This is a genomic window from Methanoregula sp. (genome assembly GCF_028679125.1).
Lineage (GTDB): Archaea > Halobacteriota > Methanomicrobia > Methanomicrobiales > Methanospirillaceae > Methanoregula.
Map to the genome: position 1 here is coordinate 25,849 of NZ_JAJRCG010000019.1, position 26,258 is coordinate 52,106.

The following is a 26,258-nucleotide window of genomic DNA, read 5'->3' on the forward strand; positions in this document are numbered from 1 at the left end:
CACTATGCTCGACAGACTTGTTGAATCGCTGGAAACCTGCCCCATGGTGAAACGCGGGGAGTACAATTACTTCATCCACCCCATCACCGATGGCGTACCGATTGTTGACCCTGCCCTCCTCCGCGACGTGGCAACAGCCATGATCAAGGTGATGGACTTGAACAATGTGGACAAGATCGTTGTCGTGGAGGCCATGGGCATCCACATCGGAACGGTCCTCTCCACGATGACCGATATCCCGATGACCGTGATGCGGAAGCGGGTTTACAACCTCCCGCACGAGGTCCCGGTACACCAGAAAACAGGGTACTCCAAAGGAGAACTGTATCTCAACGGGGTATACAAGGGCGATCGCGTGGTCATCATCGACGACGTGGTGAGCACGGGCGGGACGATGAAAGCGCTCCTTGCCGCACTCGAAATTGCCGGTGCAGAGGTCGTGGATGTCTGCATCGCTATCCAGCGCGGCGATCCCGATATCGGCCGGCCCTACAAGTCCCTCGTAAAGATCGAGGTGGACGAAAAGGTGCATGTTGTCAAACGGTTCATCTGACCTGGTACAACAACTGAGGGCGCGGGGTGCGAAGCGCGTTGCCCTCCAGTTCCCGGAAGGGCTGAAGCGGAAGGCTCTGGAATATGTCGCGGGACTCCGTGAGGCCGGCTTCGAGGTGATCGTCAGCGGCGATCCCTGTTACGGAGCCTGCGACCTTGCGCTCGATGCCCTTGCAGAAGCAGACGTGCTCATCCATGTCGGGCATGCCCCGGTCGATGACCGGCCGGATGTCATTTTTCTTGCCTATGCGGTTGATTTTGAGCTGCCCGTTCTGGACAATGCACTCCCGCTCCTGCAAGGAAAGAGCACGGGACTGGTGACGACCGTCCAGCACGCCCACATGATTCCGGCAATGGAGGAGTACCTGCGTTCGAAGGGCATTGACGTGCGGGTGGCAGCGGGGCGGGGGAGGACACCCCTCCGCGGGCAGGTGCTCGGGTGCTGTTTTTCAACTGCGATAGATACGCAGGCCGATGAGATCCTCTTCGTTGGTACCGGCTTATTCCACCCGATTGGGATCGCGCTCACGACCAGGTCCCGTGTCATCGCACTCGATCCCCTTGCCGGCACCGCACAGGAAGTGAGCGGGGAGGCACTCCTGCGCCGGCGCTTTGCCGTGATCGAGAAGGCCCGGGATGCAAAGAGTGCAGGAATCATTGTCAGCACCAAGAGCGGGCAGGCACGGATGCATCTTGCCCGCCGCCTCGCTGCACTCTCTCCCGCTGCCGTGATCGTGACCATGCAGGAAGTGAACCCTGACGAACTGCTGAACCTCGGGTTTGGCTGTTACGTGAATACGGCCTGCCCCCGGCTCGCCTACGACGACCAGGTGCGGTTCCCCGTGCCCGTCCTCTCCCCGCAGGAGTTCGAGATCCTCTGCGGCACCCGGACCTGGGAGCAGTACGAGATCGATGAGATCCCATGAAACTCAAAGCACTTGAGATGACCCTCCAGCGCCTTGCGGGGTTCTCCCGGCCCCGGGCTGCGCTCGAACAATACCAGACACCGGCCCCGCTCGCAGCGCGGCTCCTGTATCACGCCCTCATGAAGGGCGATATTGAAGGGAAACGGATCTGTGATCTCGGGTGCGGCACCGGCGTACTTGCCATCGGTGCCTGGCTCCTTGGCGCCGGATCGGTGGCGGGGATCGAGATTGACAAGGATGCACTTCTGGTTGCACGCACCAACGCGGAACTGCTCGAAGCGGACGTGGAGTTCATCCAGGCTGACGTCAGGGACCCGGGGACCATCGCAAAGGCAGGGGCGTGCGATACGGTCATCATGAACCCGCCGTTCGGGGCGCAGAAAGCCCACGCCGACAGGCCGTTCATCGACCTTGCCCTCCGGCTTGCGCCTGTCACGTACGGCATCTTTAATGCAGGATCCACCCCATTTGTAAAAACCTACACAGAAGGCCGGGGGGAGATTGCCGAACGGGTCGGCGGTTCATTCCCGATAAAGCGGACCTTCGCGTTCCACACAAAGGACGTGCAGGAGATCGAGGTCGAGATCCTACGACTGACACGGATACCGTGACACCGCCCCGCAGTGTCAGACAGACCATCACCGGCCTTTCGGCAGCCCACCTGGTCACCGACATCTACATGCCGGTACTGCCGGCCATCCTGCCGCTCCTGATCGCCCAGAACGGTTACTCTTACCTTGCCGCCGGGCTGCTCGTGACAGCCTATAATATCACGTCCTCGTTCACCCAGCCGGTGGTCGGCTGGCTCTCGGACAGAAAAGGGCTCACGATCAGCGTGAGCATCAGCCTCTTCATCAGCGCACTCTTCGTGGCCCTGATGGGAGTGGCGCAGAACTATTACCTGATCATGGCCTTTGCGGTTCTCGCTGCTCTCGGGCATGCCTGCTTCCACCCCACGGCCCTGAGTCTCGTCAGCCGGCTCTGCTCTCCGGAGAACCGGGGTGCTATCACCTCCTACTTCGTGGTCGGAGGAAATATCGGGTACGCGATCGGCCCGGTGCTTGCCGCGGCACTCGTCCTGTGGCTGGGGCTCCCCGGGCTCCTGCTCCTCATCATCCCGGCTGCTATCATGATCTTCGTCCTCCGCCATCTGCTCCCGGGGGGGATTGCTGCTGCCCGCGAGATGCATGCAAAACCTGCATCCCCACCGGGCGAGACACGGTCGATCAGGCCCTTTGCAATCCTGATGGCCGCATCGATCCTCCGGGCCTGGGCAGTCTTCGCTGCCATCACGTTCCTGCCCATGTACCTCGTCACGCTGGGCTATGACCTGGTGACTGCGAGCGCGGTCATGACCCTGATGCTCCTTGCGGGCGTTGCCGGGCAGATCGCCGGTGGCCGGATCTCCGACCGGATCGGGAGAAAGGAGTTCATGGTCTTCGGTCTTGTGGGGGCAATCCCGGCATTCTACCTCTTCTTCGCAACCACAGGGCTGATCTCTGTCATTGCGATCCTCATCTTCGGGTTCTTCCTCTGGTCCACCTTCTCCGTGGCCGTAGCGATGTCCCACGAGCTCCTGCCGGGAAATGTGGGCCTCGCATCGGGGATGATGCTCGGGCTTGCCATCGGCTTTGGCGGGCTCGGTGTCGCGGTCAACGGGATGATCGCCGACCATTACTCCCTTGCCGCAGCCCTTGGCACCATTCCCATCCCTATTGTCGGCGCCGTGATCCTGATGGCGCTGCTGCCCTATCCGTGGAAGACTCTGTCTGGCAGGAAGCCAGGCGCTTGCGCACCATAAAACGGCAATATCCTTATATTGCCCCGGGGAAAACCGTATGTGAGGATTGTTTATGGATAAAGTTGGAGTTATTTCGCTGATTGTCGGGATTATCCTGTGTGCCCTTGGAGGGTATGCCATCTGGGCATTTTTGCCGCAAGTGATCATCGCAGTCCAGGGACTGATCGGCATTGTCGTGCTGCTCGCCGGCCTGATGATGGTGGTTTTCGGCATCCTGATCTTTAAAGATTGAAATTATTGAACGGGAAGAAGATCCCGCCATCTTTTTTAAAATTTCTGCAGTTCCATTTACTGCAAGAGCGATCTCCACAGTTTTAAATTCTGGAGATTACTCTCTGTTTTCTGGAGATTTTTTTCAATTCCCATCCGCGGGTGTAAGCACCAGGCGCATTTTGTGCTATTGTCAGAATATTCCAAAACAGTACTTCTCTCACAATTTCTCTGTGAATTCTGGTAGTGTACACTACCTGCCGAAAACCTGGGTGTGTTATACCAGTATCAGTATCGCAATCGATCTCCGGCAAAAAAATTTCAATCATCCCCTCACCCCCTGCTTGAAATTTTTCAGGCAGGGTCCGGTTGATCGGCAAACCATCTCACGCCGGCAAATCAAAAATTTTGTCGCTTGTACATGCATTTTGTCGGATAATTATCCGATAATCGCCTCATCAACCGACACCTCATGATCGCGATTGGAAATTTTTCAGCAGAGTCTGGCTGAAAAAAATATGCTCTGGAATACCTTAATCCAGACAAATTGCTGGAACCCTTTGTGTCTCTGAAATTTCTCCGGTGAATCGTGAATAGTCAGCAACCCATCACATCCCAGTCATCTGAAACAACGAAGAACCGTAACAAAAGTAACGAATTGGGATTTTTCCCGGATCCCTTCCCGGACGAAGAGCCGGATGAGATCAAACCGGAACAACTCTTCGTCAATCGTTCCGGGACCATGGAGAACCCGGGACAGGAAAATCCATTGAAGAAACACCCGAATATCCTTGTACAGGAGCGAGATGAGGGTCAGCAGGTACCAGATCGCAACGTTTCTGGATGATATCGTAGTATTCGGCTGGCTTTTTTGCCATATCGTGACCATATCCGGCACCCGCTGCCTGTTGAGATCGTACGCTTTTCTTGAGGTCGGGTTCAGCTTTAGTGAAGTATTGGAACAGGTCAATCCCCTTGACCAGTAAGATTATATATTGTTTAAGATAACAGGACATTAATTAAAACGAGGATTACCCGGGTCTCCTGGAGGATTACTCCCTGCACTCAGACACGGGAAATGTCCCCCCGATCCCGGGGAATTACGGTTCACGGATACCTCTATGGTGAAATTCACAGGAATTTGTCTTCAATTTCAAAATTCCCGCATTTTTTCTTTTATCGCACTCCTGATGTTCGTCACCGTATCCGGATTCCTCCTGTCTCCGGTTGTTGCCCTTTCCACCGATACCCCCTCAGGACTACCGGCAATGAATGATACCCATGCATCCAGTATCCTCATTACCTGCAGGGATGCCAACACCAAAACGGGAATTGCTGATGTACGGATGTACCTTGATGGAGAATACCGGGGTACGACTGCCGGAACGGACGGCCACATCATAGTCTCCCCGGTTTCCCCGGGAAAACATACCCTCAGGGCGGTTCGACGGGGTTTCATGGAAAACATCAGTACGATCCAAATTCCGGATGAGACAAATGCCATCCTCCTGCTGCACCCCGCAAAGATCATCCCGATAGGGGAAACAGGGCCAAAAGAGGAACGGATGGATATTGTCTTTGTCCCTTCAAAGACACAGTACGACTGCACGAAAAAAGAGAAAGTGATTACCGATTACTATACCGCAAATGAAGATAACTTCAGGACGGACGTGAACACGCTTATCAAAACACTGTTAGTCCTGAATTCAAGAACCGCAAACCATTCGTGCCTGCCGGAAGATACCCCGAACCGGTTCAATTTTTATTATTACTCGGATCCCGGCGACTTTGCCGATGCTTTCAGCGGGTGTGCCGGAACCCTTCCCGAGGATTTCTGGGAGGACGCACCCTTTACGGATGTGGCGGTCATCATCTATCCGAAGTATACGGGAAGTTACACCGGACCCCCCTGTGAGCCAAACGGCTGTTCCAGCAGCATGGGACCCGGGACAAACTCCTGGTTCAAGAGCCCGGCAAATGCCGGATCGGTATTCATGCATGAGGCCGGCCATGCGGTGTTTGGCCTGATCGACACCTACTGTGGTGAGACCTACTATACCGAGAACAATCCCACACCCAATGTCTGGAGCAGTCAGTCTGCATGTATCCTTTCAGCACAGGGTAACCGCTGGGATCCCTCGCTCTGCCGGCAGATTGTCCAGACGTCAAAAAATGGAACAACCGTCACCTGCACGAAAAAATTCTGGCGATATGACCCGGAACCGGATCTCATGGGAAATTCGCTCTTTTATGGCAAATTCGGGAACGCAACAACGCTTCACATCCACTATATGCTGGATAACATCAACAGGTGGAATCCATGAAACCTGTCATACTCATCGGGGCAGTTGTTCTGCTGTTCTGCCTGGTCACAGGATCAGTAACCATGTCTGATGACGATGATCAGGAAAAGATCATCTGGATTATCCTCGGGATTCACAAAGACGGCGTTGCCCTGGAATCCGTGGAAATCCGGTATGGCCATGCCCCTAACCTCGGATATCAGAACGGGAATTTCACAGCAACGATACTGGCGCCCAACGGGACCCATCTGTTTTCTTTCGATGTCTGGGATCCGCGAAGCCAGGTAGAGGCATATGGTTTCAGGAATGAACTGGAACGCCATGAGCAGATGGAAAATTCCAGTCTCGAACAAGGCTATAAAGATCTCGGAGAGAGGGATGATATCGACCTGCCGCTCATCATCCCCTACCATCAGGATATCCGGACGGTCAGCCTGGCGGAAAAAGAGTCCGGGGCCCTGCTGATATCGGTCAATGTTTCACCGGCCGTGGATACCTTTCGAAGCCGGTTCCCCAAAGATCCCGATATGATCGAGGGCCACAGCACCGTAACGAAGAGTCTGCTCAGACAGATGATGGGCACGTGGCCTTTTTGATCCAGGCGGGATTATCACCGTCATTTTCCTGATTATCGTATTCCGCAGGAAATGAAGGACCTGACGACAGAACGGTTGTATTGGAAAAGTGATTCACACCAGGCATGAGGAAAAATGAGGGGTGCCATTTCCCATGAACCGGTGCCCGACAGATTGCGCATCTCACACGGGAGTGAGATCAGACCTTGACAACAAGGCACTGGGAGCCCGCGGTCTCCAGCACCGGCTCGGTCTTCTCTTCAAAGAAGTCGTCAAAGGCCTTCTTGACGCCGGGCGCCGTGATATAATCATGGGAGATGATGATGCCACCCGGGTTCATCCGTGAATAGAAGAACTCAAGGCATGACTTCGTGCTCTCGTAGCAGTCCACATCCAGGTTCACGAGCGAGAAACGCTTGTCCTCAATGGGCCCGGCGGTCTCCGGGAAGATGCCCTTGTAGAAGTGGACGTTGCTGTCTTCTTTTAAGTAGTTCCTCACGCTGTCGTAGGACGCGGCGAACTTTCCCTCGTAGAAGGGCCAGACCATGTCGATATCATCGACTTTCGGCAGGCCTTCGAATGTGTCGAAGAGATGGAGGGTCTTGTCCCCCTTCGCGGAACAGATGATCTTGGCCGACCCGCCCTTGTATACGCCAACCTCCGCGATGTCCCCTGGCACTTTCTGGGTCTTTTTGACGGCCATGTAGATATGGTAGGCCTCGATATCCTCGAGCAGGAGTTCGGTCTCCTTCCGGATCTTGCGGAGGTTTTTTGCAAACTCCTTTCTTCGGTCGCACCCGTAATGGGAGAGCCGGCCCCGGTTCGCAATGTCGTTACCCATGAACGGCTCAAAGAAGACAAACTTGCGGAACTTGAGGATATACCTGCTCGGAACAACCGAATCAAAAAGGCAGAAAAGATTCTTCTTCGGGAACAGGCTCATGTCCTATAATATACGCATTCCCGAGATTTATAAATCTCGGAACAGGGAAAACCGTACAAGGGTCAGCCGGTTGCCGGATTCATTTTTTTGCAGGGGGGATCTCGTGCACTCCGGGTTCCGGGAGTTCGGCACTGACATCCAGTTCATCGAGGAACGGCATCAGGCAGGAGACACAGGGTTCAGGCCGCACATTGCTGCCAGACGGGATCTCCCCGATTGTCACGATCTCGACCATCAGCGGGAACTCGTCCATGGTCTGCTCGAACGAGGGATCGTTCTCCTGCGTGAACCGGAGGAAACTCTCCACCTGGATGACCGGGCGTTCATACTCGGGAACACCGGCATATTCAGCCAGCACCTCTGCAAGGGACTTTGTCCGGGCAAGGTCTTCCTCAAAGAAAAGATACACCGTGACACCGTAGTTGTCTGCGATCGATGCAAGTTTCCGTATGTCAACGGATTTTCCAGGAAAGAGTCCCAGGCGACCGAGTTTTTCAGCGGGATTTTTACCGGGCACGGCAGCCCATGCGGCGGGTTTCAGCATACCAGTAATGGGGCGGCAGGGGGCGTAAATATAACGATAAGTGCCCCAACGGGGGACGGGAAAAAGGAGGTCCGGATTATTCCCGCCCGAACTTGTTCAGGAGCGAGAACCCCACTCCAAAGAAGAGGACAGCCGCGACCGGCCAGACCGACCAGGTGATCTTTCCATTGGTGTATACATCGATACCAACAAAGAATACACAGATCATCACCATGACAGCGATGCTGTACCACCATTTCGGCTTACCTTGTGCACCCATTGCATCTCTCATCATACTCATAATATCAGAACCTGTTGTACCTGATGGATAAAGAAAGGTTGTTGGCCGGGAGTATACCCGGTCAGATATTGCCACCGGATAAGTTCCCGGGCCCTGCCTGTTTTGGCATGAACGCGTTCTGGATCTGATCCTTGCTGAACGCCGACGGGATGGTACCGGTCTTTGCGTACGTGTAAAGCGCTGTTACAAAGATGCCCTGCATTGCCGAGTACACCACGGCAAGGACAACGACAAAGAGCAGGAAGAGTACCAGCGCAGGGATGAAGAGGATGCCTCCCGCAATGAAGAGGGTCGCAAACACGCAGGCTGCACCGAGGAGACCGACGACAACAAAGATGATGGCGATTGACGCTGCCCCGACAATACTCTCGCCCCAGGTCTTCCTGACAAGGGAGAGGGACTCCTTGAAGGAGTCGACAACACCCTTATCCTCAAGGATCAGGACCGGCACGACAAAGTACGTGATCAGGCTCCAGACTCCACCGATCATGGCAAGGATAATATCGCCGATAAAACCCGCACGGTCTTCAAGGAGGTTCAGGATCAGCCCGACCGTTGCTGCAATGACTGCCCACCCGAGGATTGCGGGGAGGTGCCGGGCGGAAGCGGAAAGTCCTTCCCCCACGGTCATGGACTTCCCGTTCAGTTTCGCGTTCACGCACGAGATCAGGGCCGTGTTGAAGAAGATCACGACAAAGTAACTCACCAGGTAGAAGAGGAAGAGGTACACAAGGCCGATGATCGATCCTGACGCGAACAAGGACTTCGAGACGATGAGCGGAAGGACAAAGGACAGGATGACAAGGATGGTCACGATCCCGGAGAGGACCGGGAACACGAGCAGTTTCTTGTCATCTATGAGGACGTCCCAGCTCGTTTTGACAAGCGAGAGACTCCTGCCGATACTTTCGAACATAGATCAGCATAGTAGGCGGTATGAGATGAAGATTACGGGAAATTTTCCCAAAAAAGAGGTATTTTTGCGCCGGTTCTGGCAGTTATTGCCTGCGGCGCATCCACGCGAGACCTGCTGTGCAGCACCCGAGGAGTGCGATCACCACAGAGAACCCGGGCGATTTTGTGACGGGAGGGGCTGTGGTGACCGGGGGCAGCGTCAGCGTGGGAACCGTTGTCTGCACCGGTGCCACCGTCGCCCCTGCTACCGGCTGGGAGATGAGAATCTCGCTTCCCGGCACAACATTGCCGGTATTGTCGATCTCAACAAGGTCGAGGACAGTCACGGTGCCGGTTGCCGATGCGGGAACAGTACCGGCGATGGTGACGGTAAACGATACATCTCGGTTGATGGAATAGGAGAGTATCTCGCCGTTGATGAATGCGGCAGAACCCGACGCCGTCTGCTGGGCTGCATTGTTGCCGTCAAGAATTACCTGGATATTCCACCGGGCATTCTCGAGGCTGGTCTGCATCTGGAGATTGTGGGTCTTCGGGAAGGAAGTGCCACTGGGGATTGCGAACGTGGCCACGACCTGTTCCTGCCCACCGGGTACGAGCGGGGGATTCGGGGTAAACGACTGACTGACAAGCATGGGACTTGCGGAAGCCGGAAGCACGACAAGCAGGAGCAGCAGGCACCCGCAGAGCAGGAAACGGTTCATCGGGTTCATGGAGTATCGTAACCAGTGTGGTTACCTTACAATTGATAGAAGTGTCGGTTTGGTTATCGCAGAGCAGGATAACAGTTCAGCGGCCCTGCACATTCCGGATAACCTGGCCGGCGTGATCGATGGCTTCCTGCCCTTCAGGAATCTGGCCGGCAAACATCTGCCAGCAGTGGAACATATCCTCCCAGATCTCGACGTGAACCGGAACGCCGGCCCACCGGGCTTTCTCGACAAACGTGCCTACATCAGAAAGGAGGAGCTCGTGGGTGCCCACCTGGATATAGAGGCGGGGGAGGCCACGGAGGGTGCCGAAGACCGGGGATGCGAGCGGGTTCTCCGGGTCATGACCGCCAAGGTAGGTGGTCCGGATAGCATGCAGACGATCGGGCGTCATCCAGTCCCGCGCCGAGTTCTTCTCAACCGATTCCCCGGTGAACCGGAGGTCTGTGGCAGGGGACATGCAGACCGCTGCCGGGGGAAGCGTATATCCCTTCCCGCAAAGCGAAAGCAGGGTGGAGAGCACGATGTTGCCCCCCGTGGATATGCCAACCGGGAGGATGCGGTGGGGCATGAATCCCCTGGCCTGGAGATAGTGGTATGCATCTATGGTATCCTCGACCGGCGCCGGGAAGATGTGTTCCGGGCTCAGCCGGTAATCGACCGAGAAGACCCGGGTCTTCGCGGCACGGGCGAGCCGTATGCAGAGGCCGAGGTGATCCTCAGTCGACCCCAGGGAGAATCCCCCTCCGTGGAGGAAGAGTATGACAGAATCCATGGCGGATTCCCGGACAGAGATCCAGTAACCGGAAAGATCGTCACGGATGGCGGCCTTTTCCACGACAAATCCGCCTTCATTGATGAGTTCTTCCTGCATCTCAGCGTAAAACGCGGTAAAGTCTTCCCGTATTGCAGCAAGGGGCTTCTTCTGGTCGGGGGCATGCGACCGGATGATGGAGAGGAGTTCGTCCGGGGACTCGCGTATCATTAACTCTGTGTTAGAGAGGCTGGATAATAAAGGGTGGGGGTGTTACGGGCAGGCCTTGCGGATCCGGTGCAAAACCGAACGCATATCTGGCGCAACGCTGACATTACCTGATGCAATCCGATGACGAACTGGCTGCACGGACCGTCCGCAAGGTTGGCCGCCGCCTGCTCCCGTTCCTGTTTATTCTCTATGTCGTAGCATTCCTCGATCGCGTCAACTTCGGGTATGCAGCGCTCGAGATGAACAGCGCGCTCGGACTCTCTGCCGAGGTCTTCGGCTTCCTCTCCGGCATATTCTTCATCGGGTACCTGCTCTTAGAGATCCCGAGTAACATGATCCTCCAGCGGATCGGCGCCCGCATCTGGATCAGCCGGATCATCATCAGCTGGGGGATTGTTGTCATCCTCACCGCTGCTGCAATGGACGCGTACCAGATGGCCGCGTTCCGGTTCATCCTCGGGGTTGCGGAAGCCGGGTTCTTCCCGGGGATCATCCTCTACATCACCTGCTGGTTCCGCAAGCAGGATCTCGCCAGGGCCGTTGCCCTCTTCATGACGGCACTCGCGGTCTCGAACATCATCGGCGCGCCGGTCTCGACCTGGATCCTCGACAACATCAGCTGGTTCGGCATTGCGGGCTGGCGGTGGCTCTTCATCCTCGAAGGTCTGCCGGCACTCGTGCTTGGTGTCATCACCTGGTTCTACCTGAGCGATCGGCCGAACGATGCAACGTGGCTCGAACCAGAGGAACGGGACTGGCTTGTAGGGGTCCTTTCCCGGGAGAACAAGGAGAAGGCTGATCAGCACCGCAGTTTCCGGGAAGTTCTCCTGGACCTGCGGGTCTGGCACCTCGGCCTCGTCTACTGTACGGTCACCATCGGGCTGTACGGCCTTGGGTTCTGGATGCCGCAGATCATCAAGTCACTCTTTGGGGGATTCTCGAACTTCGAGATCGGGCTTGTCATGACCATCCCCTATCTTGCTGCGCTCGGCGCCATGATCCTCTGGAGCGCCCATTCGGACCGGACGGGAGAGCGGGTCTGGCATACCGCAGTCCCTCCCGTGATCGGGGGGATCGCGCTTGCCGGTGTCGGCTTTTTTACCGGCACCCTCCTCGCCTTTGTCCTGATCATCATCGCAACGGCCGGCATCTACTGTTTCTTCGGGCCGTTCTGGACGCTTCCTGCTATCTTCCTTGCCGAAGCAGCGGCTGCCGTCGGGATTGCTGCAGTCAACTCAGTAGGGAACCTTGGCGGGTTCATCGGCCCTTCCATCGTCGGGCTCCTGACCGGGATGACCGGATCGACCAGCGCCGGGCTGGTCGCTCTCGGGGCATGTCTCGTGCTCACGGGCATTCTCACGCTCGCGGTCCGGGTGCAGAACAAGGGAACCTGACCGTGATCCGTGGGGTCTGGAAGAAGATTGCGTTACCGTTGCGGAAAGACCCGTACTGGGGGAATTCGGTATGTTAATAAAAGATTATGAAAAATACTTTTTTATCCCAGTCCGGACCCTGTGCTGACAGGGAACGCGGATACGGGTGATTTGTCCTATTATCGGGAGAAATACTCATGAGATTCACACATATCAGTATTTTAGTCATGCTCGTTGTGATTGCGGTTGCGGTTGCAGGGTGTTCATCCTCACAACCGGCCACAACGGGCAGCCCGTCACCGGCTGCCACGGGTGCCGGCAGCGCAACAACCCCGACATCCGGTGCCCAGAGTTCCGGAAGTACGGCATCAGCCAGTGCTTCGGCCAGCGGATCGCAGCTGTTCGGAGGGCTCTCTTACAACTGGGTCGAATACAAGATGGTCGGGAGCGCAACCGGTGATGACCAGATGATTGTCTATTACAAGTACAACCAGAAGACCGGGACGTGCACGATGCGGTTCGAGGGGGCTGCTGCCGAGGCAATGAAGGGCATGGCAACCGAGATGGACTGCAGTTCCACAGGGGGTTCATCGTCATCGAACCCGAATGATGTGAAATCCGATGTCCAGTTCGTCAAAGTGGGTACGGAGGTAGTCACGGTTCCTGCCGGGACATTCACGGCAGACAAATATACATCCACCTACCAGGGTACGACATCCACCTACTGGATCGTCATGGGGAAGCCGCTCATCAAGATGCAGGGCGGGGATTCAACAGGTTCCGTGGTAATGGAACTCAATGGAATGGGATAATTCCCAAAACAGGCCCTTTTTTTTATTATTTCCCCTCTAGCCCAGCGAATGACGCTTCTCTATCGCGAACCGTTTCTCAAGGATCTCGCGGGTGATCTTGTAATCGAAGGTCAGGACATAGGGTGATGAGAGCGCAGTTACCAAACACTCACAGATAGTACATGAGCACCGTCTGCTGATACCCGTCCTTGAACGTCCCGACGATATTCACGCGTGATGCATCCGATACTCCACGGTAAACAAAGTTATACGTGGAGCCCGGGACGGGATCAACAATAGTCCGCTCATTGTACGAGCCGGCTCGGTTGTCAACGCGGATCGTAAAATACTGGAGATCTGCGGCATCGGGACCGCCGTTATACGTAACATTCACCATGGTTGTCGATGAGGTGACGGTGAAGTTCAGGGATTTCTCCGCATCGGTGGTGGTGACAGCGGGGGGGAGCGTGGGCGGGGTCTGGGGAAGGGTCGTTACCACCGGGGGGGTTGCCGGCTGGGAACAGCCGCAGGTGATAACAAGCACGATAATAAACAGGCAGATCCAATGCACGCATCTCATGATGGGGATGTGGGAGAGAATATAAGATAAATGTTGGGGATTTCAGTCGGTTCCCTGCGGATCTAACCGGTTTTCTGCGGGGTATACCGTGACCACACAATCCCGTTCCCCAGAACTTCCGTGTGCCGGTGCGTGAGCGGAACCTGCAAATCCCGGATCCCGGCATGCAGCGGATCACACAGGGTCGGATCAGCCCTCCCGCCGGCAATGAAGGGATGGACAAGGATACTTATCTCGTCAACAAGACCCTCATGCAGGAGCACGCTGTTGAGCGTCCCTCCACTGTCGACCCGTATTGTCCGGACACCGAACTGTCGGTTGAGTTCCTCAAGGGCGGCACGCATATCCACCTGCTGTTCCCCCGCACGGATCACGCCGATCCGGCATTGCCGGAGATAATCGAGATATTCATCCGGTGTCGAACCCGAACAGAGCGCAATAAGATCCCGCATGTACGGCCAGGATCTCAGGGTCTCCCAGCACCGCACCCGGCCTCTGCTGTCCGCGATCACCATCAGGGGGCGGGGGTCAGGCCCATCTGCCGGAGGCGTGAACATCTTCCGGTGCTCGGCCGGGACTTCGAGTGTGGGAGCGGCAAGGATCGTGGAGCTGCCGAAGAGGATAGCGTCAGGGTTCCACTGTGCGGCGAGCGTATAATACAATTCCAGATCAGCGGGAAAATTTGTGATGCGGCCATCGAGACTTGTGGCTGTGTGGAGGATGACTCTGGGTAACATAACCGTTCCTGATCACCCATGGGACTTACATGAGATAAAAGAGAGGCGCGGGGGGTGAAACTGGCCGTCAGTAGCTAAAAGCAGCCAAATATTTATAGTGTCAACATCATAATGTTGACGTATGTTCCTGCCAACGAACGACAAACAGTTCGGGTTCTGGGCATTGCGCAGGAGCGGTGAATCCAATATCGGGATTGCCAACCGCTTCGGCATCTCTCGCCAGGCCGTATCCCGGGCACTCCTCCTCATGGACGATCGGATCGAGACCACCCTGCGCGAGATGGCGCAGGCCAACCAGATCTCGGTTGAGAAGATCAATGCGGAACGCGGCATCCTCCTCGGCCGATCGATCCCGTTCCAGACTGCGGCGATCATCTTCGTATCGGAGAAACACGGAGTACAGGTCTGGTACGAACATGACGGCGACTGCGGCACGTGCCAGAGATATACCGAATGCATCGAGCTGCTCTGGGATTATGCCACCGAACTCGGCATCCAAATCAAGAAGACCGCGGACCCGACGAAGATGGCAGAAGAACTGTTCGCAAACGTGAAGGCGATGTTATGATCACGAGGATTTCTGAGATTATTCACGAATGGACGGGCTGGTGCCCGAACAGGAATGCCATGAATGCAAAGAACTGCGGTAATACAACATTCAGCCTCGGTGCGGACAGCCTGCAGGTAAAAAATCCCGGGCCTTCAGGAACCGATGGATCCGGTACACCATGGGAAGGGAGATATGAGCATACCCAGCGGGGAACACTTATCCTCTGTGCAGTATCCGCTGCCATCATCCTGATCCTCGCACTGGCATACATATTCGGTCCCGAATGGGTTGCACTCATCGTAGCGGGCATCCTGATCGTTGTGCTCGCAATCATGACCACCCTGACCGTCACCATCAGGGAAGGGCTCCTCCGGATCCGGTTCGGACCGGTCGGGCTTATCAGGAAGAGCTGGCCGGTATCGGAGATCGCCATGGTGAAAACGGTTACTAATTCCTGGTACTATGGCTGGGGTATCCGCATAACGCCATACGGCCCGCTTTATAATGTCTCCGGGTATGAGGCTGTTGAGGTGCAACTTTTCTCCGGGAAGACATTTCGGATCGGCACCGATGAGCCGGAAGCCCTGAAGGCCGCGATAGAAAAGGCACGAACAGAAAAAAAGGATCTGTCACGCTCTATGGGACCGCAATGACACAGATCATTTCAGACAAAATTTGGGCATATCTGGGCTGGTGCCCGAATGCCCGTACCCTGGACGGACAGACACCCCGCACCAGCAGAATTAACCCCACGGGAATTACCGATCCGGAACCGCCACAGCCCCAGACAATCCCAATGAGGATCGCAACGCCCGCTTGGATGACCGCCATTGCGCTCGCGATCCTCGTTGCCACGTTCTTTGTCGGAGGAAATCTCTGGTGGGTGGCATTTGTTCTCGTCGTCCTTGTGATATTAGTCGTTATCCAGATCCGGACCGTTCAGACCCAGCGGAGAGCCTGAAAAAATGCAGTCAGAAGAAAAATACTACCTCAAAGATACGATTATCGAACAGTTCCGCCGGTTTATGGGCTGGTGCCCCCAGGCACAGCAGCGCTCGTTCCACAGGGATAGCGCGATGGATACAGTGCATACATCATCGTCCGGGAGCGCAGGGGGAATGCCCACCCTTTCCTTTGGCTGGAAGAACCGGTACCGCACCCGGGCCCTCGCATTCGCGCTCTGCATGACCGGTGTCGGGATCTCCCTCTTTGCCACATCAACGGGGGACCGGTTCGCGATGTTCGGTATCGGGGTTGTACTTGCCACCCTCCTGTATTGTGCCGACGCCGTCAGATATTGGGAGGTATTCCGGGACGTGGAGAGGGACTGTGTCGCTGACGAGAAGAACTGGAAGGAGGTCTCGGTTGTCCGCATCCTCCCAATCATCGGGGCTGCCCTTATCCTCGCGTTCGTGGGAGCCATCCTCCTCGGCCTGATCCCCGGACTCTCGATGCTCATGGTGAACGGGTTCCTTGCCGGGTTTGCTGCCTGTGGCTGGTATCACGTTCTCACGATCATCATATGGGAACGACGGTCCGGTATCCCGCTGTACACTGATGGGAACCTGATATACCGGAGGATCTGATCATGCAGTCCGACCGGAATGATAACACCTCCCGCGAGACCGGGGGTATCCCCCAATGGATGTCAGCGCTTGGCATCGTTATCCTCTTTGCAACACTGGGTTTCGGGGGCCTTTTCTGGTGGCCGTTCTTTGTTGGGGCGGTGCTTGTCGCGTGCCTTGCGTACTGGTACTATCACCATATCCGGAAGGTGCGGTGACATGGCACAGATTGCAACACATATCTGGAACGCCATGGGTTGGTGCCCGATGGAGGCTTCCATTCAGTATCCGGTGAAAAACTCTGCGGGGGATGCGCAAAAGAAGGCGGCCTCAGGTGACAGTGGGCCGGTTGCCCGCAGGTCTGCCCGGTTCATGCGCCTGGCATGGGGGGTTGTCATCCTCTCGTGGCTCGTCGCATTCCTGGTCCTGCCCCATCTCCCGGAAGTTGTGCCGGTCCACTGGGACCTGAACGGGGAAGCGAACGGGTTCTCCGACCGGCTCACAGGTACGTTCATGCTGCCGGTCTTCATCACGTTCATGACGATCCTGTTTATCGTATTGCCCCGGTTCGATTCCATGCAGTTCACTCTCGAGGCATTCCGGGACATCTATGCGATCATCATCTTTGCCACACTCTCGATGCTCTTCGGGCTGGAAGTGATCGCGCTCCTGGTTGCAGCGGGAACCGACCTACCACTCGTCTCGCTCATCTCCGCGCTGATCGGGTTCCTCTTCATCGTCATGGGGAGCCTGATGCCGCATATCGGACGGAATACCACTCTTGGCATCCGCCTGCCGTGGACGCTTGCGAGCGAAGAGGTCTGGAAGAAGACCCACGAACATGGCGGCCCGGTCTTCGTCGTTGCCGGCGTACTGGTAGTACTCGGGAGCATTGTTGCCGGGATCTGGGCAATTGCCCTGATGCTCGTTGTCGTCATCGCCGCCACACTGTATATCGGGGTCTGGTCGTACCGGCTGGCGAAGGCCGAAACAGCGATGCGGGAAAACAGGGTTCACTCAACTGATTGAGATACACTTACGCCAGAATCCGGCGCCCTGACACCCGGTAATGAATAATCCGCATTGTCTCATATCGGATCTCCCATATATTTATATTGTAAATGTCCATACATTTACACATGTTCCTACCCACCAATGAGAAACAGTTCGGGTTCTGGAAGATGCGGCGCAGCGGGATGTCCAATATCTCTATTGCAAACCTTCTCGGCATTACACGGCAGGGAGTATCGCAGGCACTCCGCGTGATGGACGAGAAGATCGATGGCTCGTTGCGGGAGATGGCGCAGGCAAACCGGATCCAGGTTGAAAAGATCGATGTGGAGAGAGGTGTCCTGTCTGGGCGGTCCGTTCCGTTCCAGACAAAAGCCTACATTTTTGTCTCGGAGAAGCATGGCATGCAGGTCTGGTACGAGCATGACGGCGACTGCGGGGCATGCGATGAATACACCCAGTGTATCGAATTCATCTGGGACTTTGCATCGGAGCTCGGGATAAAGATAGAGAAGACCGCCGACCCGACAAAGATGGCAGAAGAACTTCTGGAAAAGATCCGGGGGAGTACCGTATGAACCAGAATTCCCCGGATACACACTGGTGGCTCGGCCTGTGCCGGAAAACACCGGTGTTCCGTGCCTCAGAGACAGGTGGAGGTTATCAACCTGAACCCGCCCATGTGGGGAGCCCGGACGGAGGAGCCGGCGGACCGGAAACGATCCGGCGGGGAATCGGGGCTGCCCTGTCCGGCACGAAAACCCTTATCCATAACCCGCAGCTCCTCTGGTTCTCGCTCCTTGCCGGACTCGTGCTGGTCGCACACCTCATCGCCCAGGCGGTCATTCATTTCCTGTCAGAGTGGCTGTTCTTCTTTGATACCAACACTCTCCTCCCATCGCTTGTCCTGACATTTGTGGCCTGGGTTCTCGCGGTGTTCTGCCTGGTATTCTTACTGGCGGGTTTTGTCTTGAGTCTCTCTTCAAAGGAAGGCGGTACGGTTTCATTCTTCCAGGGACTAAAGCAGGCAAAAAAATACCTGGTACCTCTTACCGGGGGATCTGTGGTCGCAGCACTCGCGGGGATTTTACTCTTCGCCCAACCCTTCATTGCCCAGGGCGTGCTTTTTGTCAGCAACCCCCAGTGGCTGCTCTTCGCTGGTTCTTCTCATGCCGGTATACCCTCATTACTTATCCAGACATTTGCGATCGAGTTCCTGACCGTGTTCTGCCTGGTAATCTTACTGGCGGGCCTTGTCCTCAGCCTCTCTTCAACGGAAGGCGGTACGGTCTCATTCTTCCAGGGACTAAAGCAGGCAAAAAAATACCTGATGCGTCTTACCGCGTGGTCCGTAGTCATGTCACTTGCCGGCACTCTGATCTACATCGTCGGCCAGTATTCCTACGATCTGACGTGGTTCCAGCCATTCAATATCATATCGGCACTCTCCACTGATCTCTCGATGTTCCTGTTTTACGTGCACTACACGTTCCCTTTCAACATCCTCCTCGCCCCGACCCTCTACCTTCCCAGCCTGCCTCCGGAATTTGGCGGGGATGGGTGGCTCATCACCTGGGCGCTCGAAAATACCCTGATCCTTTCAGCAGTCACCGTATTCCTGTTCGTCCTTACCCTGTTTGTCGTGCCCCTCCTCGTGCTTGAGAAGAAGAGCCTGAAGGAAGCGGTTTTTGGATTGTTTACCCTGATGAAGAAGATCTGGGGTGAAGTGGCGTCCTGCGTTCTGGGCCTTGGAATGGTAGTACTCGCTGCCTGGATCGTGTTCCTGCTCTTCCGGTTTTCCTTTGTTGATCTTGTGTCGTGGGTTGCCGGCCCAATGGACGTTTCGTTCACGCACCACAGTGACGCGTGGATTGCAGCCGGCCTCCTGTACATTCTTGCCCTGTTCAGCCTTGTTTTTGTCGTGGCAACGGTCGGGGGGATTGCAGCACTGAACCTTTACACCTCGGCAAAGATCCGGGCAGATACCCGGATCCGCTGAAACAGAACCACCAGCATAACTTTTTTTTATCACTGACCCTGCTGGCAGATATCCCCGGTAAAAAAATGGTGCCGGGAAGTACCTGTGACCCCCCGGTCCCGAGGAGGATATCGCATAAAATCGCGGACCAGAATGATTTTATATTGTAAATATCAATACATTTACGTATGTCCAAACAAACCAGCAACAACCCGTTCGGGTTCTGGAAGGTGATCCTGCTGCTCATCATGGCAGGTGCAGTTGTATTGTCGATATCTCCCGTATCCGCGGAGAAACCGTTCGTTACTATCGTCGCTAAAGGCGATCAGTCCTATTATATGGGGGAAAAAGTGGTCTTCAGCGGGATGAATACTGATTCAGATTCCACGTACCTCTTCATAACCGGACCCAACCTTGCCGAAGGCGGGGGAAAACTTGCTTCGCCAAATCAAAATGCAACCAGTGGGAATCCCGGTTCATTCACCCTCGTAAAAACCAAACCGGATAAAACCTGGGAATATACCTGGTATACATCTGATGTCAGCCTGGGTGCCGGGACGTATACGATTTATGCAGTGACAAAGCCGGAAACAAAAGACCAGTTCAACGATCTGACAACCTATGGTACGGTCGGTATCATATACAAAAAGCCATTCATAACCGGAGAGATCTCCCCGTCATCAGTTTCACCGGGACAGCCATTTACCATTTCCGGAGTTGCGGAAGGAATCCCACCGGAGGTCCAGGTCTGGATCCTGGGTAATAACTATCTTTCCAGGTCAATTGAATCCGTCAACTCTACTGATGCATCGTACAAGTACGTGGTGCCCGGGGAGGTCACCAGTAAGTTTGCAGCCGGCCAGTACTTTGCGATTGTCCAGCACCCGATGCGGTATAACAAGTTCAATATCGATGTCAGCGGGGATTATGTCAAACTGAACAATGACACAACCATCTTTAAGATCACCGGCCCGGGAAGCCTGCAGGGCAGCGATGCGGCAGACGCACTCACCGCCGCAATCAGCGATCAGGAGGCAAACGATAAGACGTTGGCCAATGACACGTATACCCTGATCCCCTTCCAGGTCACTAATACAGGATCCGGTGCAACCGCAGGTACGGGAGTCACTATTTCCACTGACGGAGATAAGTCATATTACCTGGGAGAAAAAGTGGTTATCAGAGGCCGTAATACCGATTCGGATACCACGTACCTTTTCATCACCGGACCCGGCACCTTCAAGGACGGACCCGGTATCCCCGCCATCGGGGGAAAACTTACCTCCCCCCTGCAGGAAGTAGTCAGCGGGAATCCCGATTCATTCACCACCGTGAAAACTAAGACGGATAAGACCTGGGAATACGTCTATTACACCGCCAATCTCCCGGTGGATGCCGGCACATACAACATTTATGCCGTGAGCCAGCCGAAAGCACTGGACCTGGCTGGCCCGGCTGCCGCAGGTGAAGGGATTATCCTGAAAAAACCCTTCATCACGGCACAGATCTCTCCGTCATCAGTATTACCGGGACAGCCGTTTACAGTCTCCGGATTTGCGGAAGGAGATCCCGAAACGGTCCAGATCTGGATCCTCGGTAAGAACTACTACTCCAGGTCAGTTCAAGCCGTCAACCCTGATGCCTCTTATACGTATACAGTCCCCCGTGAGGTTACCAGTCAGCTTGCAAGCGGCCAGTACTTGGTAGTTGTCCAGCATGCGATGCAGAACACCACGTTCGACATCGATGTCAACGGGGATTACGTCCGCAGCCTGCAACTGAATAACGGTACGAACCTCTTCAGGATCTCCGGCCCGGGAAGCCTGCAGGGCAATGACGCGGCAGACGCACTCGTTGCTGCGTTCAGTGATCCCGTTAATGGTGATGACACCTATACGGAGATCCCGTTCCAGGTCACGGATGCAGGAAATCCGACGCCCCAGGCAACAGATGCTTCAACCGCTCCGGTCCAGCAGTCGACAAAGTACGGTCTGCTCGGGGCGATCGGAGAGGCATTCAGATCATTTTTTTAACATCGACTCTGTTGAAACCCAAAAAAGACGTACGATCAACTTGGTGAAAAGTGATGGGCAAATCAAAACATCCCCCCTTTCGGATGACCTCTGGACGACGATTCAGTGATCCTTGTCCTGGGCATCTCTTATTTTTACTATTCCTGATCATTTCTCTTTTCTTTATTTCCGTTGTTCCTGCTTCAGCGGAAGATGCAATGTTCCGGGCAAATCCGGAGCATACGGGAGTTTATGGCAACGGAGGTAATGAACCGGGAAATTCTGAACTTTGGCATTTCGCTACGGGAGGATTTATCTATTCATCCCCGACTGTAGCAGATGGTATTGTCTATGCCGGAAGTGATGATAAGAACCTGTACGCGATCGATGCGGTGACGGGTAAAGAGAAGTGGAGGTTCGCAACAGGAGACTGGGTGGATTCATCTCCGGCTGTGGCAAATGGGATTGTCTATGTCGGGAGTAATGATAAGAACCTGTATGCAATTGGAACAAACGCATCATCTCTGACAACCGCTCCAACAACGATCTCTTCGACACGCATTACCCTGCCAAGGACAACAATACAACAAACAATCGCTTCAACCCAGACAACTTCTCCCGTACGCGGACAGAATGCGAACCCGACAGTTGCACTTCCTGTTCTCGCGATTATCGTTACCATAATACTCTTTGCTGGAGGGGGATGCCTCCTCAATCGGGTGAAGAATAAGCCATGATCTGACGGGTCCTGAACAATGTCCATTGATTTAGATCGGATCTCCCATACGTTTATATTGTAAATATCCATACATTTACGTATGTTCCTACCCACGAATGAGAAACAGTTCGGGTTCTGGAAGATGCGGCGCAGCGGGATGTCCAATGTCTCTATTGCAAACCTGCTTGGAATAACAAGGCAGGGTGTTTCTCAGGCACTCCTTGCGATGAACGAGAAGATCGAAGCATCGCTGCGGGAGATGGCACAGGCAAACAGGATCCAGATCGAGAAGATTGATGTGGAGAAAGGTGTCCTGTTTGGAAGGTCCATCCCGTTCCAGACCAATGCCTACATCTTCGTCTCTGATAAGCACGGCATGCAGGTCTGGTACGAGCATGATGGCGACTGTGAGGCCTGCGATGAATTCACCCAGTGTATCGAATTTATCTGGGATTTCGCATCCGAACTCGGGATAAAGATCGAAAAGACCGCAGACCCGACAAAAATGGCTGAAGAATTGCTCACAAAAATCAGGGAGAGTGTAAAATGACCCAGGTATCGGAAATTGCCGAGCACTGGTTCGGCCTGTGCCGGAAAGCGCCGGTATTCCGTGCATCAGAGACAGGTATTGGTTATCAACCTGAACCAGCCCATGAGGGGAGCCCGGATGGCGGGGCTGGCGGATCAAGAACGATCCGACGCGGAATCGGGGCTGCCCTGTCAGGCACGAAAACCCTTATCCATAACCCGCAGCTTCTCTGGTTCTCGCTTCTGGCCGGACTTGTGCTCGCGGGAAACGCCATCGGCCAAGGGGCACTCCGCTACCTCGACAGGGCAGTACAACCCGGGGTAATCGTGGAGTTTGCCCGGGACATGTATATCCTGGACTTTTTCCTGGAGTTTATCACAGTGTTCTGCCTGCTGCTCCTGCTGGCGGGCCTTGTCCTGAGCCTCTCGTCAAAGAAAGGAGGTCCTGCATCGTTCTCAAAAGGACTTGCCGGGGCAAAAAAATACTGGAAACCGATCTTCCTGTGGTCGCTTGTCCTGGCACTCGCAGGCATCCTGCTCTTCCGCATCTGGCGTTATTTATTCTTCGGGTTGCCACCTGATTTCCGGTTCCTCAATACCTTCGGGCCATATTTCTTTGACAGCACGATCAACCAGTTCCCCTTCAACTGGACGCTCGACTGGGCCATGTTCACCGAACTTCCGGGCTACGGGGGACGATCCCTGCTGTTATTGATCTATCCGTTCGGGGTTCTAGAGGCGATGAACTTCCTTGTGATCAACCTGCTCCTCTTCGTCCTGACCCCGTTTGTCGTGCCCCTCGTCGTACTTGAACGAAAGACTCTCAGGGAGGCAGTCGCGGGATCCTTTGCCATGATGAAAAAGATCTGGGCGGAGACCGTTACCTGTGCCGCATTCCTTGGCGTTGTCGTCTTCGGTGTATTTCTTACGTACCTGCTTGTCCAGGCTGTATCCGGGATTGTGTCACCCTACGAAACGGTAATGTTCCATCCCACCGTCACCTGGATTACTCTTGCCGTTCTCTATAATCTCGTACTTCTGGCGTTTGCGTTTGTCGTGGTAACCGTCGGAGGGATCGCTGCACGGGATCTTTACCTCTCTGCAAAAAACAGGGTGAGTGCAGCATGACATCGGTATCCGAAACTGCTGAACACTGGTTCGGCCTGTGCCGGAAAGCGCCGACTCTGCGCACGGCCCCGACAATCCTCGCAGTACAGCCAGTCACGGTAAATCCTGCACAATCGGGCAGCAGAGGAGCTGTCGGAGAATCAGGCCGGATCCGGCGCGGGATCGATATCGCAACGGGAAGTATCAGGACCCTGTTCAGGGAGAGGCACCTGCTCTGGTTCTCGCTCCTTGCAGGCCTCGTGATCTTTTTCCTGTTCGTGGCAGAAGGGTGGAGCGTAACACACTATGATTACCTCCCCCTGCCATACAGTATCTGGATTCCCATCGGGAACGCAAGCCTCGTCGTGTTCAACATGCAGTTGTTCCTGATCGAAGCGATCTGCCTCTCCTGCTTCACCTGCCTGCTCGCAGGCATGATCCTGTACCGAAACGAAAGCCGTGCAAAAAAGCCGGTCACGATCCGGAATGCATTTGCCGGGGTCAATGCCCATGCCGGTACACTGGCACCGTTGTCCATCAGTATGGCTTTCGTGGCAACGCTCGTGTTTGAGCTGATATCCCAGAGCCAGCTCATCAGCGGATTCCTGCATACGATTGATATGGCCCTGTTCTACCTGCCCTATGCGTATTATGTACCTAACGGGGTCACTTCCATGTATTATTTCTCATTCAGGATCATGATCATCAACATTGTCCTGTTCCTGCTGGCCCTGTATGTCGTGCCGGGCATCGTGCTGGAGAGCAAAAGACTGCTCCCGGCTCTTGTCGGGTCCGTTACTCTCATGAAGAAGACCTGGCGCGAGCTGCTGGGCTGCATCCTCATCTTCGGGGCGATCCTCCTTATGGTCGCCGCCGTTGCGCTCCTGATCGGGCAGTCGCCCCTGCTGCTCAACCATGACTACGACTTCTTCCTCCAGGTTTCCCGCGGGCAGATCCTGATGACCATTGCATGTTACGGCTTCCTCTTGGGCTGTTGCGTGCTGATGGCTCTCGGATCGACAGTCCTTGGGGTTGCCATCACGGATCTGTATTCATACGGAAAGACGAATTCGACCACACCCTCACGAGAAAACACCTCCCCCGCTGTTGCGGAGCCCGCCCGATGATCCGGGTCTCGGAAGTAATCCGGGCCTGGCTCGGGTTGTGCCCTGACCGCCATGCAGTCCGGAACAGGAACCTGGTGCATCCCCGGGAGATGTATTCCACTATCCCCTCGGGCGACACCTTTTATGTCAACAATGATCTCCATGCCGAATATGGAAACGGCCGGCTTTCACAGTGGTTTTAAATAGGTCTTGTCATCGCAGCCAGCAGCAGCATAGCATTTTTCGTCTTTTCGCCATGACGTTCTCCCGGAGAGAGATCTTTGACGCAAACAACTGAACCGGAACGATCTCAGCAATTCAGAGAAGAAATGTATCAGGACCGTTGCCGTATCGGAAGTGCATGAGAATGATGGGACCCAGGTACCGGATTTTCATTGTCGTTGCATTGATCTTCGCCGCGATATCCGCAGGTTGCATAGATGCTGATCCCCCAGTTTCACCGGGGGTATCACCGTCAACGCCGACAGTAACATTCACGCCGGCAGTTCCGGAAACCACAATCCTGCAGCCAGCCCCAGCCACCACGATTACGGTCAAAGCAACAACTGCACCGGTACTGGTGAAGGTCTTTGGCACGTACCGCTGGGCAGAATACCGGGAGAATAATACGGTGACCATGCCTCCCAATCCCCGCTACCAGTGGGAGTCTGTTGTAAAGACGGAACGGTCGCCTGGCAGTTACCAGGGCATTCCGGCATTCCGCTATACAATCACATCCACTGGCGATTATTCAGAATGCTGTACCGATAATATCGTTTCTCATACAAAGAACGGGCACATTTTCGTAACCGAAATGTATTACGGTGCCACCTCCGGCGCGTACCTCGGGGGATCGATGACTGAGACAATTAAAGGGGAGGCGAAACCTGCCGTGGACCTCCCTGCGGATAACAATACGCAGCATCCTGAGGACAGCCCAAGTGGGTGGACGGGAATCACGCCATTGGAAGATATAAACATCACCCTTACCGATCAGGGAACCGAGTCCGTGACCGTCCCGGCCGGGACATTCACGAATGCTCGTAAATATACCGGCTCATTCTGCGACGGGACACCGATTACATTCTGGGTTACATCGGGCATCCCTGTGCCTGTCCAGTACCGGTTCCCAAACAAGTATCTTGACGGGAACGATCCATTCCAGTCATTTGAATTGAGGGAATGGGGATGAGGAGGGGTATAATCTCCATCCATTTACCGGACAGTTAATTTGTCACGCAGGTCACGAACCTGCCGGTATCTGATTAAACAATACAATAACAGTTTTTTAGAGCATTCGCTCGTTGGTGAAACAATACAAAAACAACTGTCGGATAAGAAGGAAGGTGATAGCAGCTTGGTACAGTTCCCGAGGACTCGCGTACCTCAGTACAGTGCACTACGTGTTCCGGCTTAACTTCTGGGTTCGGAATGAGACCAGGTGTGTCCCGAAAGCTA

34 protein-coding genes and 1 rRNA gene are annotated in these 26,258 nt (G+C 54.9%); 24 read left to right on the top strand and 11 right to left on the bottom strand.

Going from position 1 to position 26,258, the window contains the following annotated elements; all coding sequences use genetic code 11:
- The first annotated feature begins 4 nt into the window (after positions 1-4).
- The 5 genes from hpt to LUQ43_RS11160 are packed head-to-tail and all read left to right on the top strand — an operon-like array spanning position 5 to position 3,511.
- Positions 5-553: a hypoxanthine/guanine phosphoribosyltransferase gene (gene hpt, locus LUQ43_RS11140; RefSeq protein WP_299967616.1), complete on the top strand. Its 549-nt coding sequence runs from the start codon at positions 5-7 to the stop codon at positions 551-553.
- The gene (dph2, locus tag LUQ43_RS11145; RefSeq protein ID WP_299967618.1) at positions 531-1,478 is read left to right on the top strand and encodes a diphthamide biosynthesis enzyme Dph2; all 948 of its coding nucleotides are present in this window, start codon (positions 531-533) and stop codon (positions 1,476-1,478) included. Before hpt ends, dph2 begins: the two co-directional genes overlap by 23 nt.
- The gene (locus LUQ43_RS11150) at positions 1,475-2,089 is read left to right on the top strand and encodes an METTL5 family protein (RefSeq protein ID WP_299967620.1); all 615 of its coding nucleotides are present in this window, start codon (positions 1,475-1,477) and stop codon (positions 2,087-2,089) included. The genes dph2 and LUQ43_RS11150 overlap by 4 nt, the downstream gene beginning before the upstream one ends.
- Positions 2,086-3,279 (top strand): MFS transporter, encoded by a 1,194-nt coding sequence (locus LUQ43_RS11155; protein WP_299967622.1) that lies wholly within the window; start codon positions 2,086-2,088, stop codon positions 3,277-3,279. The genes LUQ43_RS11150 and LUQ43_RS11155 overlap by 4 nt, the downstream gene beginning before the upstream one ends.
- A 52-nt stretch (positions 3,280-3,331) precedes the next feature.
- Complete coding sequence (locus tag LUQ43_RS11160) at positions 3,332-3,511, top strand: hypothetical protein (protein ID WP_299967624.1); 180 nt, start codon at positions 3,332-3,334, stop codon at positions 3,509-3,511.
- Between the two features lie 82 nt (positions 3,512-3,593).
- Here LUQ43_RS11160 and LUQ43_RS11165 read toward each other — a convergent pair whose 3' ends face one another.
- Positions 3,594-3,869 carry a hypothetical protein gene (locus tag LUQ43_RS11165; protein ID WP_299967625.1) on the bottom strand — a complete coding sequence of 92 codons (276 nt, stop codon included), beginning with the start codon at positions 3,867-3,869 and terminating at the stop codon, positions 3,594-3,596.
- Positions 3,870-4,108: 239 nt separating this feature from the next.
- Positions 4,109-4,459: a hypothetical protein gene (locus LUQ43_RS11170; protein WP_299967628.1), complete on the bottom strand. Its 351-nt coding sequence runs from the start codon at positions 4,457-4,459 to the stop codon at positions 4,109-4,111.
- Between the two features lie 220 nt (positions 4,460-4,679).
- On the opposite strand from LUQ43_RS11170, the gene LUQ43_RS11175 reads away from it, so the two are divergent.
- Together LUQ43_RS11175 and LUQ43_RS11180 are read left to right on the top strand one after the other, a co-directional pair.
- Positions 4,680-5,813 (top strand): hypothetical protein, encoded by a 1,134-nt coding sequence (locus LUQ43_RS11175; protein WP_299967631.1) that lies wholly within the window; start codon positions 4,680-4,682, stop codon positions 5,811-5,813.
- The gene (locus LUQ43_RS11180) at positions 5,810-6,388 is read left to right on the top strand and encodes a hypothetical protein (protein ID WP_299967633.1); all 579 of its coding nucleotides are present in this window, start codon (positions 5,810-5,812) and stop codon (positions 6,386-6,388) included. Before LUQ43_RS11175 ends, LUQ43_RS11180 begins: the two co-directional genes overlap by 4 nt.
- Positions 6,389-6,566: 178 nt before the next feature.
- Here the strand turns inward: LUQ43_RS11180 and LUQ43_RS11185 are convergent, their stop codons facing one another.
- The 6 genes from LUQ43_RS11185 to LUQ43_RS11210 all read right to left on the bottom strand — a co-directional run bounded on the left by LUQ43_RS11185 (position 6,567) and on the right by LUQ43_RS11210 (position 10,744).
- Positions 6,567-7,310, bottom strand: coding sequence for a TylF/MycF/NovP-related O-methyltransferase (locus tag LUQ43_RS11185; RefSeq protein ID WP_299967636.1), 744 nt, complete (start codon positions 7,308-7,310; stop codon positions 6,567-6,569).
- Between the two features lie 79 nt (positions 7,311-7,389).
- Complete coding sequence (locus LUQ43_RS11190; RefSeq protein ID WP_299967639.1) at positions 7,390-7,854, bottom strand: hypothetical protein; 465 nt, start codon at positions 7,852-7,854, stop codon at positions 7,390-7,392.
- A gap of 76 nt (positions 7,855-7,930) precedes the next feature.
- On the bottom strand, positions 7,931-8,134 hold the full coding sequence (locus tag LUQ43_RS11195) for a hypothetical protein (protein ID WP_299967642.1): 204 nt from the start codon (positions 8,132-8,134) through the stop codon (positions 7,931-7,933).
- A 61-nt stretch (positions 8,135-8,195) separates the two neighbouring features.
- On the bottom strand, positions 8,196-9,050 hold the full coding sequence (locus LUQ43_RS11200; RefSeq protein ID WP_299967644.1) for a DUF6159 family protein: 855 nt from the start codon (positions 9,048-9,050) through the stop codon (positions 8,196-8,198).
- A gap of 82 nt (positions 9,051-9,132) precedes the next feature.
- Entirely contained in the window at positions 9,133-9,762 is a 630-nt protein-coding gene (locus LUQ43_RS11205) for a hypothetical protein (RefSeq protein WP_299967647.1), read from the bottom strand.
- A 76-nt stretch (positions 9,763-9,838) separates the two neighbouring features.
- Positions 9,839-10,744: an alpha/beta hydrolase gene (locus LUQ43_RS11210; protein WP_299967650.1), complete on the bottom strand. Its 906-nt coding sequence runs from the start codon at positions 10,742-10,744 to the stop codon at positions 9,839-9,841.
- 110 nt (positions 10,745-10,854) lie between these two features.
- Here LUQ43_RS11210 and LUQ43_RS11215 point away from each other — a divergent pair, with 110 nt between their 5' ends.
- On the top strand, positions 10,855-12,138 hold the full coding sequence (locus tag LUQ43_RS11215; RefSeq protein WP_299967653.1) for an MFS transporter: 1,284 nt from the start codon (positions 10,855-10,857) through the stop codon (positions 12,136-12,138).
- A gap of 176 nt (positions 12,139-12,314) precedes the next feature.
- Positions 12,315-12,929 carry a hypothetical protein gene (locus LUQ43_RS11220; protein WP_299967656.1) on the top strand — a complete coding sequence of 205 codons (615 nt, stop codon included), beginning with the start codon at positions 12,315-12,317 and terminating at the stop codon, positions 12,927-12,929.
- Positions 12,930-13,077: 148 nt separating this feature from the next.
- On the opposite strand, the gene LUQ43_RS11225 is transcribed toward LUQ43_RS11220, so the two are convergent.
- Positions 13,078-13,488, bottom strand: a complete 411-nt coding sequence (locus tag LUQ43_RS11225) for a hypothetical protein (protein WP_299967658.1) — start codon at positions 13,486-13,488, stop codon at positions 13,078-13,080.
- A 62-nt stretch (positions 13,489-13,550) separates the two neighbouring features.
- Positions 13,551-14,225 carry a RibD family protein gene (locus LUQ43_RS11230; protein WP_299967661.1) on the bottom strand — a complete coding sequence of 225 codons (675 nt, stop codon included), beginning with the start codon at positions 14,223-14,225 and terminating at the stop codon, positions 13,551-13,553.
- 121 nt (positions 14,226-14,346) lie between these two features.
- Between LUQ43_RS11230 and LUQ43_RS11235 the strand changes: the two genes are divergently transcribed.
- The 15 genes from LUQ43_RS11235 (at position 14,347) to LUQ43_RS11305 (ending at position 25,992) form a co-directional block, all read left to right on the top strand.
- Positions 14,347-14,793 carry a hypothetical protein gene (locus LUQ43_RS11235; RefSeq protein WP_299967663.1) on the top strand — a complete coding sequence of 149 codons (447 nt, stop codon included), beginning with the start codon at positions 14,347-14,349 and terminating at the stop codon, positions 14,791-14,793.
- On the top strand, positions 14,790-15,428 hold the full coding sequence (locus tag LUQ43_RS11240; protein WP_299967666.1) for a hypothetical protein: 639 nt from the start codon (positions 14,790-14,792) through the stop codon (positions 15,426-15,428). Before LUQ43_RS11235 ends, LUQ43_RS11240 begins: the two co-directional genes overlap by 4 nt.
- A complete protein-coding gene (locus LUQ43_RS11245) occupies positions 15,425-15,736 on the top strand; it encodes a hypothetical protein (RefSeq protein WP_299967669.1) in 312 nt (103 codons plus the stop codon). Before LUQ43_RS11240 ends, LUQ43_RS11245 begins: the two co-directional genes overlap by 4 nt.
- Positions 15,737-15,740: 4 nt before the next feature.
- Positions 15,741-16,361, top strand: coding sequence for a DUF1673 family protein (locus tag LUQ43_RS11250; RefSeq protein WP_299967671.1), 621 nt, complete (start codon positions 15,741-15,743; stop codon positions 16,359-16,361).
- Between the two features lie 2 nt (positions 16,362-16,363).
- Positions 16,364-16,558 carry a hypothetical protein gene (locus LUQ43_RS11255; protein ID WP_299967674.1) on the top strand — a complete coding sequence of 65 codons (195 nt, stop codon included), beginning with the start codon at positions 16,364-16,366 and terminating at the stop codon, positions 16,556-16,558.
- 1 nt (position 16,559) lies between these two features.
- Complete coding sequence (locus LUQ43_RS11260) at positions 16,560-17,369, top strand: SdpI family protein (RefSeq protein ID WP_299967676.1); 810 nt, start codon at positions 16,560-16,562, stop codon at positions 17,367-17,369.
- Between the two features lie 110 nt (positions 17,370-17,479).
- Positions 17,480-17,929 carry a hypothetical protein gene (locus LUQ43_RS11265; RefSeq protein ID WP_299967679.1) on the top strand — a complete coding sequence of 150 codons (450 nt, stop codon included), beginning with the start codon at positions 17,480-17,482 and terminating at the stop codon, positions 17,927-17,929.
- Complete coding sequence (locus tag LUQ43_RS11270) at positions 17,926-19,350, top strand: hypothetical protein (protein WP_299967681.1); 1,425 nt, start codon at positions 17,926-17,928, stop codon at positions 19,348-19,350. Before LUQ43_RS11265 ends, LUQ43_RS11270 begins: the two co-directional genes overlap by 4 nt.
- A gap of 167 nt (positions 19,351-19,517) precedes the next feature.
- Positions 19,518-21,362: a hypothetical protein gene (locus LUQ43_RS11275; protein ID WP_299967684.1), complete on the top strand. Its 1,845-nt coding sequence runs from the start codon at positions 19,518-19,520 to the stop codon at positions 21,360-21,362.
- Positions 21,363-21,559: 197 nt separating this feature from the next.
- On the top strand, positions 21,560-22,078 hold the full coding sequence (locus tag LUQ43_RS11280) for a PQQ-binding-like beta-propeller repeat protein (protein ID WP_299967687.1): 519 nt from the start codon (positions 21,560-21,562) through the stop codon (positions 22,076-22,078).
- An 81-nt stretch (positions 22,079-22,159) separates the two neighbouring features.
- Complete coding sequence (locus LUQ43_RS11285) at positions 22,160-22,609, top strand: hypothetical protein (protein WP_299967690.1); 450 nt, start codon at positions 22,160-22,162, stop codon at positions 22,607-22,609.
- Positions 22,606-23,715 carry a hypothetical protein gene (locus LUQ43_RS11290; protein WP_299967693.1) on the top strand — a complete coding sequence of 370 codons (1,110 nt, stop codon included), beginning with the start codon at positions 22,606-22,608 and terminating at the stop codon, positions 23,713-23,715. The genes LUQ43_RS11285 and LUQ43_RS11290 overlap by 4 nt, the downstream gene beginning before the upstream one ends.
- Entirely contained in the window at positions 23,712-24,821 is a 1,110-nt protein-coding gene (locus LUQ43_RS11295; RefSeq protein WP_299967696.1) for a hypothetical protein, read from the top strand. Before LUQ43_RS11290 ends, LUQ43_RS11295 begins: the two co-directional genes overlap by 4 nt.
- Positions 24,818-25,003 carry a hypothetical protein gene (locus LUQ43_RS11300; protein ID WP_299967698.1) on the top strand — a complete coding sequence of 62 codons (186 nt, stop codon included), beginning with the start codon at positions 24,818-24,820 and terminating at the stop codon, positions 25,001-25,003. The genes LUQ43_RS11295 and LUQ43_RS11300 overlap by 4 nt, the downstream gene beginning before the upstream one ends.
- Before the next feature lie 167 nt (positions 25,004-25,170).
- Positions 25,171-25,992 (top strand): hypothetical protein, encoded by an 822-nt coding sequence (locus LUQ43_RS11305; RefSeq protein WP_299967701.1) that lies wholly within the window; start codon positions 25,171-25,173, stop codon positions 25,990-25,992.
- A gap of 155 nt (positions 25,993-26,147) precedes the next feature.
- Here the strand turns inward: LUQ43_RS11305 and rrf are convergent.
- Positions 26,148-26,258 (bottom strand): 5S ribosomal RNA (rrf, locus tag LUQ43_RS11310); the annotation flags it as partial.

Coding starts and splice junctions, on each gene's coding strand:
- hpt (WP_299967616.1), top strand. CDS start 5: ATGCTCGACAGACTTGTTGAATCGCTGGAAACCTGCCCCATGGTGAAA.
- dph2 (WP_299967618.1), top strand. CDS start 531: ATGTTGTCAAACGGTTCATCTGACCTGGTACAACAACTGAGGGCGCGG.
- LUQ43_RS11150 (WP_299967620.1), top strand. CDS start 1,475: ATGAAACTCAAAGCACTTGAGATGACCCTCCAGCGCCTTGCGGGGTTC.
- LUQ43_RS11160 (WP_299967624.1), top strand. CDS start 3,332: ATGGATAAAGTTGGAGTTATTTCGCTGATTGTCGGGATTATCCTGTGT.
- LUQ43_RS11175 (WP_299967631.1), top strand. CDS start 4,680: ATGTTCGTCACCGTATCCGGATTCCTCCTGTCTCCGGTTGTTGCCCTT.
- LUQ43_RS11180 (WP_299967633.1), top strand. CDS start 5,810: ATGAAACCTGTCATACTCATCGGGGCAGTTGTTCTGCTGTTCTGCCTG.
- LUQ43_RS11185 (WP_299967636.1), bottom strand. CDS start 7,310: ATGAGCCTGTTCCCGAAGAAGAATCTTTTCTGCCTTTTTGATTCGGTT.
- LUQ43_RS11190 (WP_299967639.1), bottom strand. CDS start 7,854: ATGCTGAAACCCGCCGCATGGGCTGCCGTGCCCGGTAAAAATCCCGCT.
- LUQ43_RS11195 (WP_299967642.1), bottom strand. CDS start 8,134: ATGAGTATGATGAGAGATGCAATGGGTGCACAAGGTAAGCCGAAATGG.
- LUQ43_RS11200 (WP_299967644.1), bottom strand. CDS start 9,050: ATGTTCGAAAGTATCGGCAGGAGTCTCTCGCTTGTCAAAACGAGCTGG.
- LUQ43_RS11205 (WP_299967647.1), bottom strand. CDS start 9,762: ATGAACCCGATGAACCGTTTCCTGCTCTGCGGGTGCCTGCTGCTCCTG.
- LUQ43_RS11210 (WP_299967650.1), bottom strand. CDS start 10,744: ATGATACGCGAGTCCCCGGACGAACTCCTCTCCATCATCCGGTCGCAT.
- LUQ43_RS11215 (WP_299967653.1), top strand. CDS start 10,855: ATGCAATCCGATGACGAACTGGCTGCACGGACCGTCCGCAAGGTTGGC.
- LUQ43_RS11220 (WP_299967656.1), top strand. CDS start 12,315: ATGAGATTCACACATATCAGTATTTTAGTCATGCTCGTTGTGATTGCG.
- LUQ43_RS11225 (WP_299967658.1), bottom strand. CDS start 13,488: ATGAGATGCGTGCATTGGATCTGCCTGTTTATTATCGTGCTTGTTATC.
- LUQ43_RS11230 (WP_299967661.1), bottom strand. CDS start 14,225: ATGTTACCCAGAGTCATCCTCCACACAGCCACAAGTCTCGATGGCCGC.
- LUQ43_RS11235 (WP_299967663.1), top strand. CDS start 14,347: ATGTTCCTGCCAACGAACGACAAACAGTTCGGGTTCTGGGCATTGCGC.
- LUQ43_RS11240 (WP_299967666.1), top strand. CDS start 14,790: ATGATCACGAGGATTTCTGAGATTATTCACGAATGGACGGGCTGGTGC.
- LUQ43_RS11245 (WP_299967669.1), top strand. CDS start 15,425: ATGACACAGATCATTTCAGACAAAATTTGGGCATATCTGGGCTGGTGC.
- LUQ43_RS11250 (WP_299967671.1), top strand. CDS start 15,741: ATGCAGTCAGAAGAAAAATACTACCTCAAAGATACGATTATCGAACAG.
- LUQ43_RS11255 (WP_299967674.1), top strand. CDS start 16,364: ATGCAGTCCGACCGGAATGATAACACCTCCCGCGAGACCGGGGGTATC.
- LUQ43_RS11260 (WP_299967676.1), top strand. CDS start 16,560: ATGGCACAGATTGCAACACATATCTGGAACGCCATGGGTTGGTGCCCG.
- LUQ43_RS11265 (WP_299967679.1), top strand. CDS start 17,480: ATGTTCCTACCCACCAATGAGAAACAGTTCGGGTTCTGGAAGATGCGG.
- LUQ43_RS11270 (WP_299967681.1), top strand. CDS start 17,926: ATGAACCAGAATTCCCCGGATACACACTGGTGGCTCGGCCTGTGCCGG.
- LUQ43_RS11275 (WP_299967684.1), top strand. CDS start 19,518: ATGTCCAAACAAACCAGCAACAACCCGTTCGGGTTCTGGAAGGTGATC.
- LUQ43_RS11280 (WP_299967687.1), top strand. CDS start 21,560: ATGTTCCGGGCAAATCCGGAGCATACGGGAGTTTATGGCAACGGAGGT.
- LUQ43_RS11285 (WP_299967690.1), top strand. CDS start 22,160: ATGTTCCTACCCACGAATGAGAAACAGTTCGGGTTCTGGAAGATGCGG.
- LUQ43_RS11290 (WP_299967693.1), top strand. CDS start 22,606: ATGACCCAGGTATCGGAAATTGCCGAGCACTGGTTCGGCCTGTGCCGG.
- LUQ43_RS11295 (WP_299967696.1), top strand. CDS start 23,712: ATGACATCGGTATCCGAAACTGCTGAACACTGGTTCGGCCTGTGCCGG.
- LUQ43_RS11300 (WP_299967698.1), top strand. CDS start 24,818: ATGATCCGGGTCTCGGAAGTAATCCGGGCCTGGCTCGGGTTGTGCCCT.
- LUQ43_RS11305 (WP_299967701.1), top strand. CDS start 25,171: ATGGGACCCAGGTACCGGATTTTCATTGTCGTTGCATTGATCTTCGCC.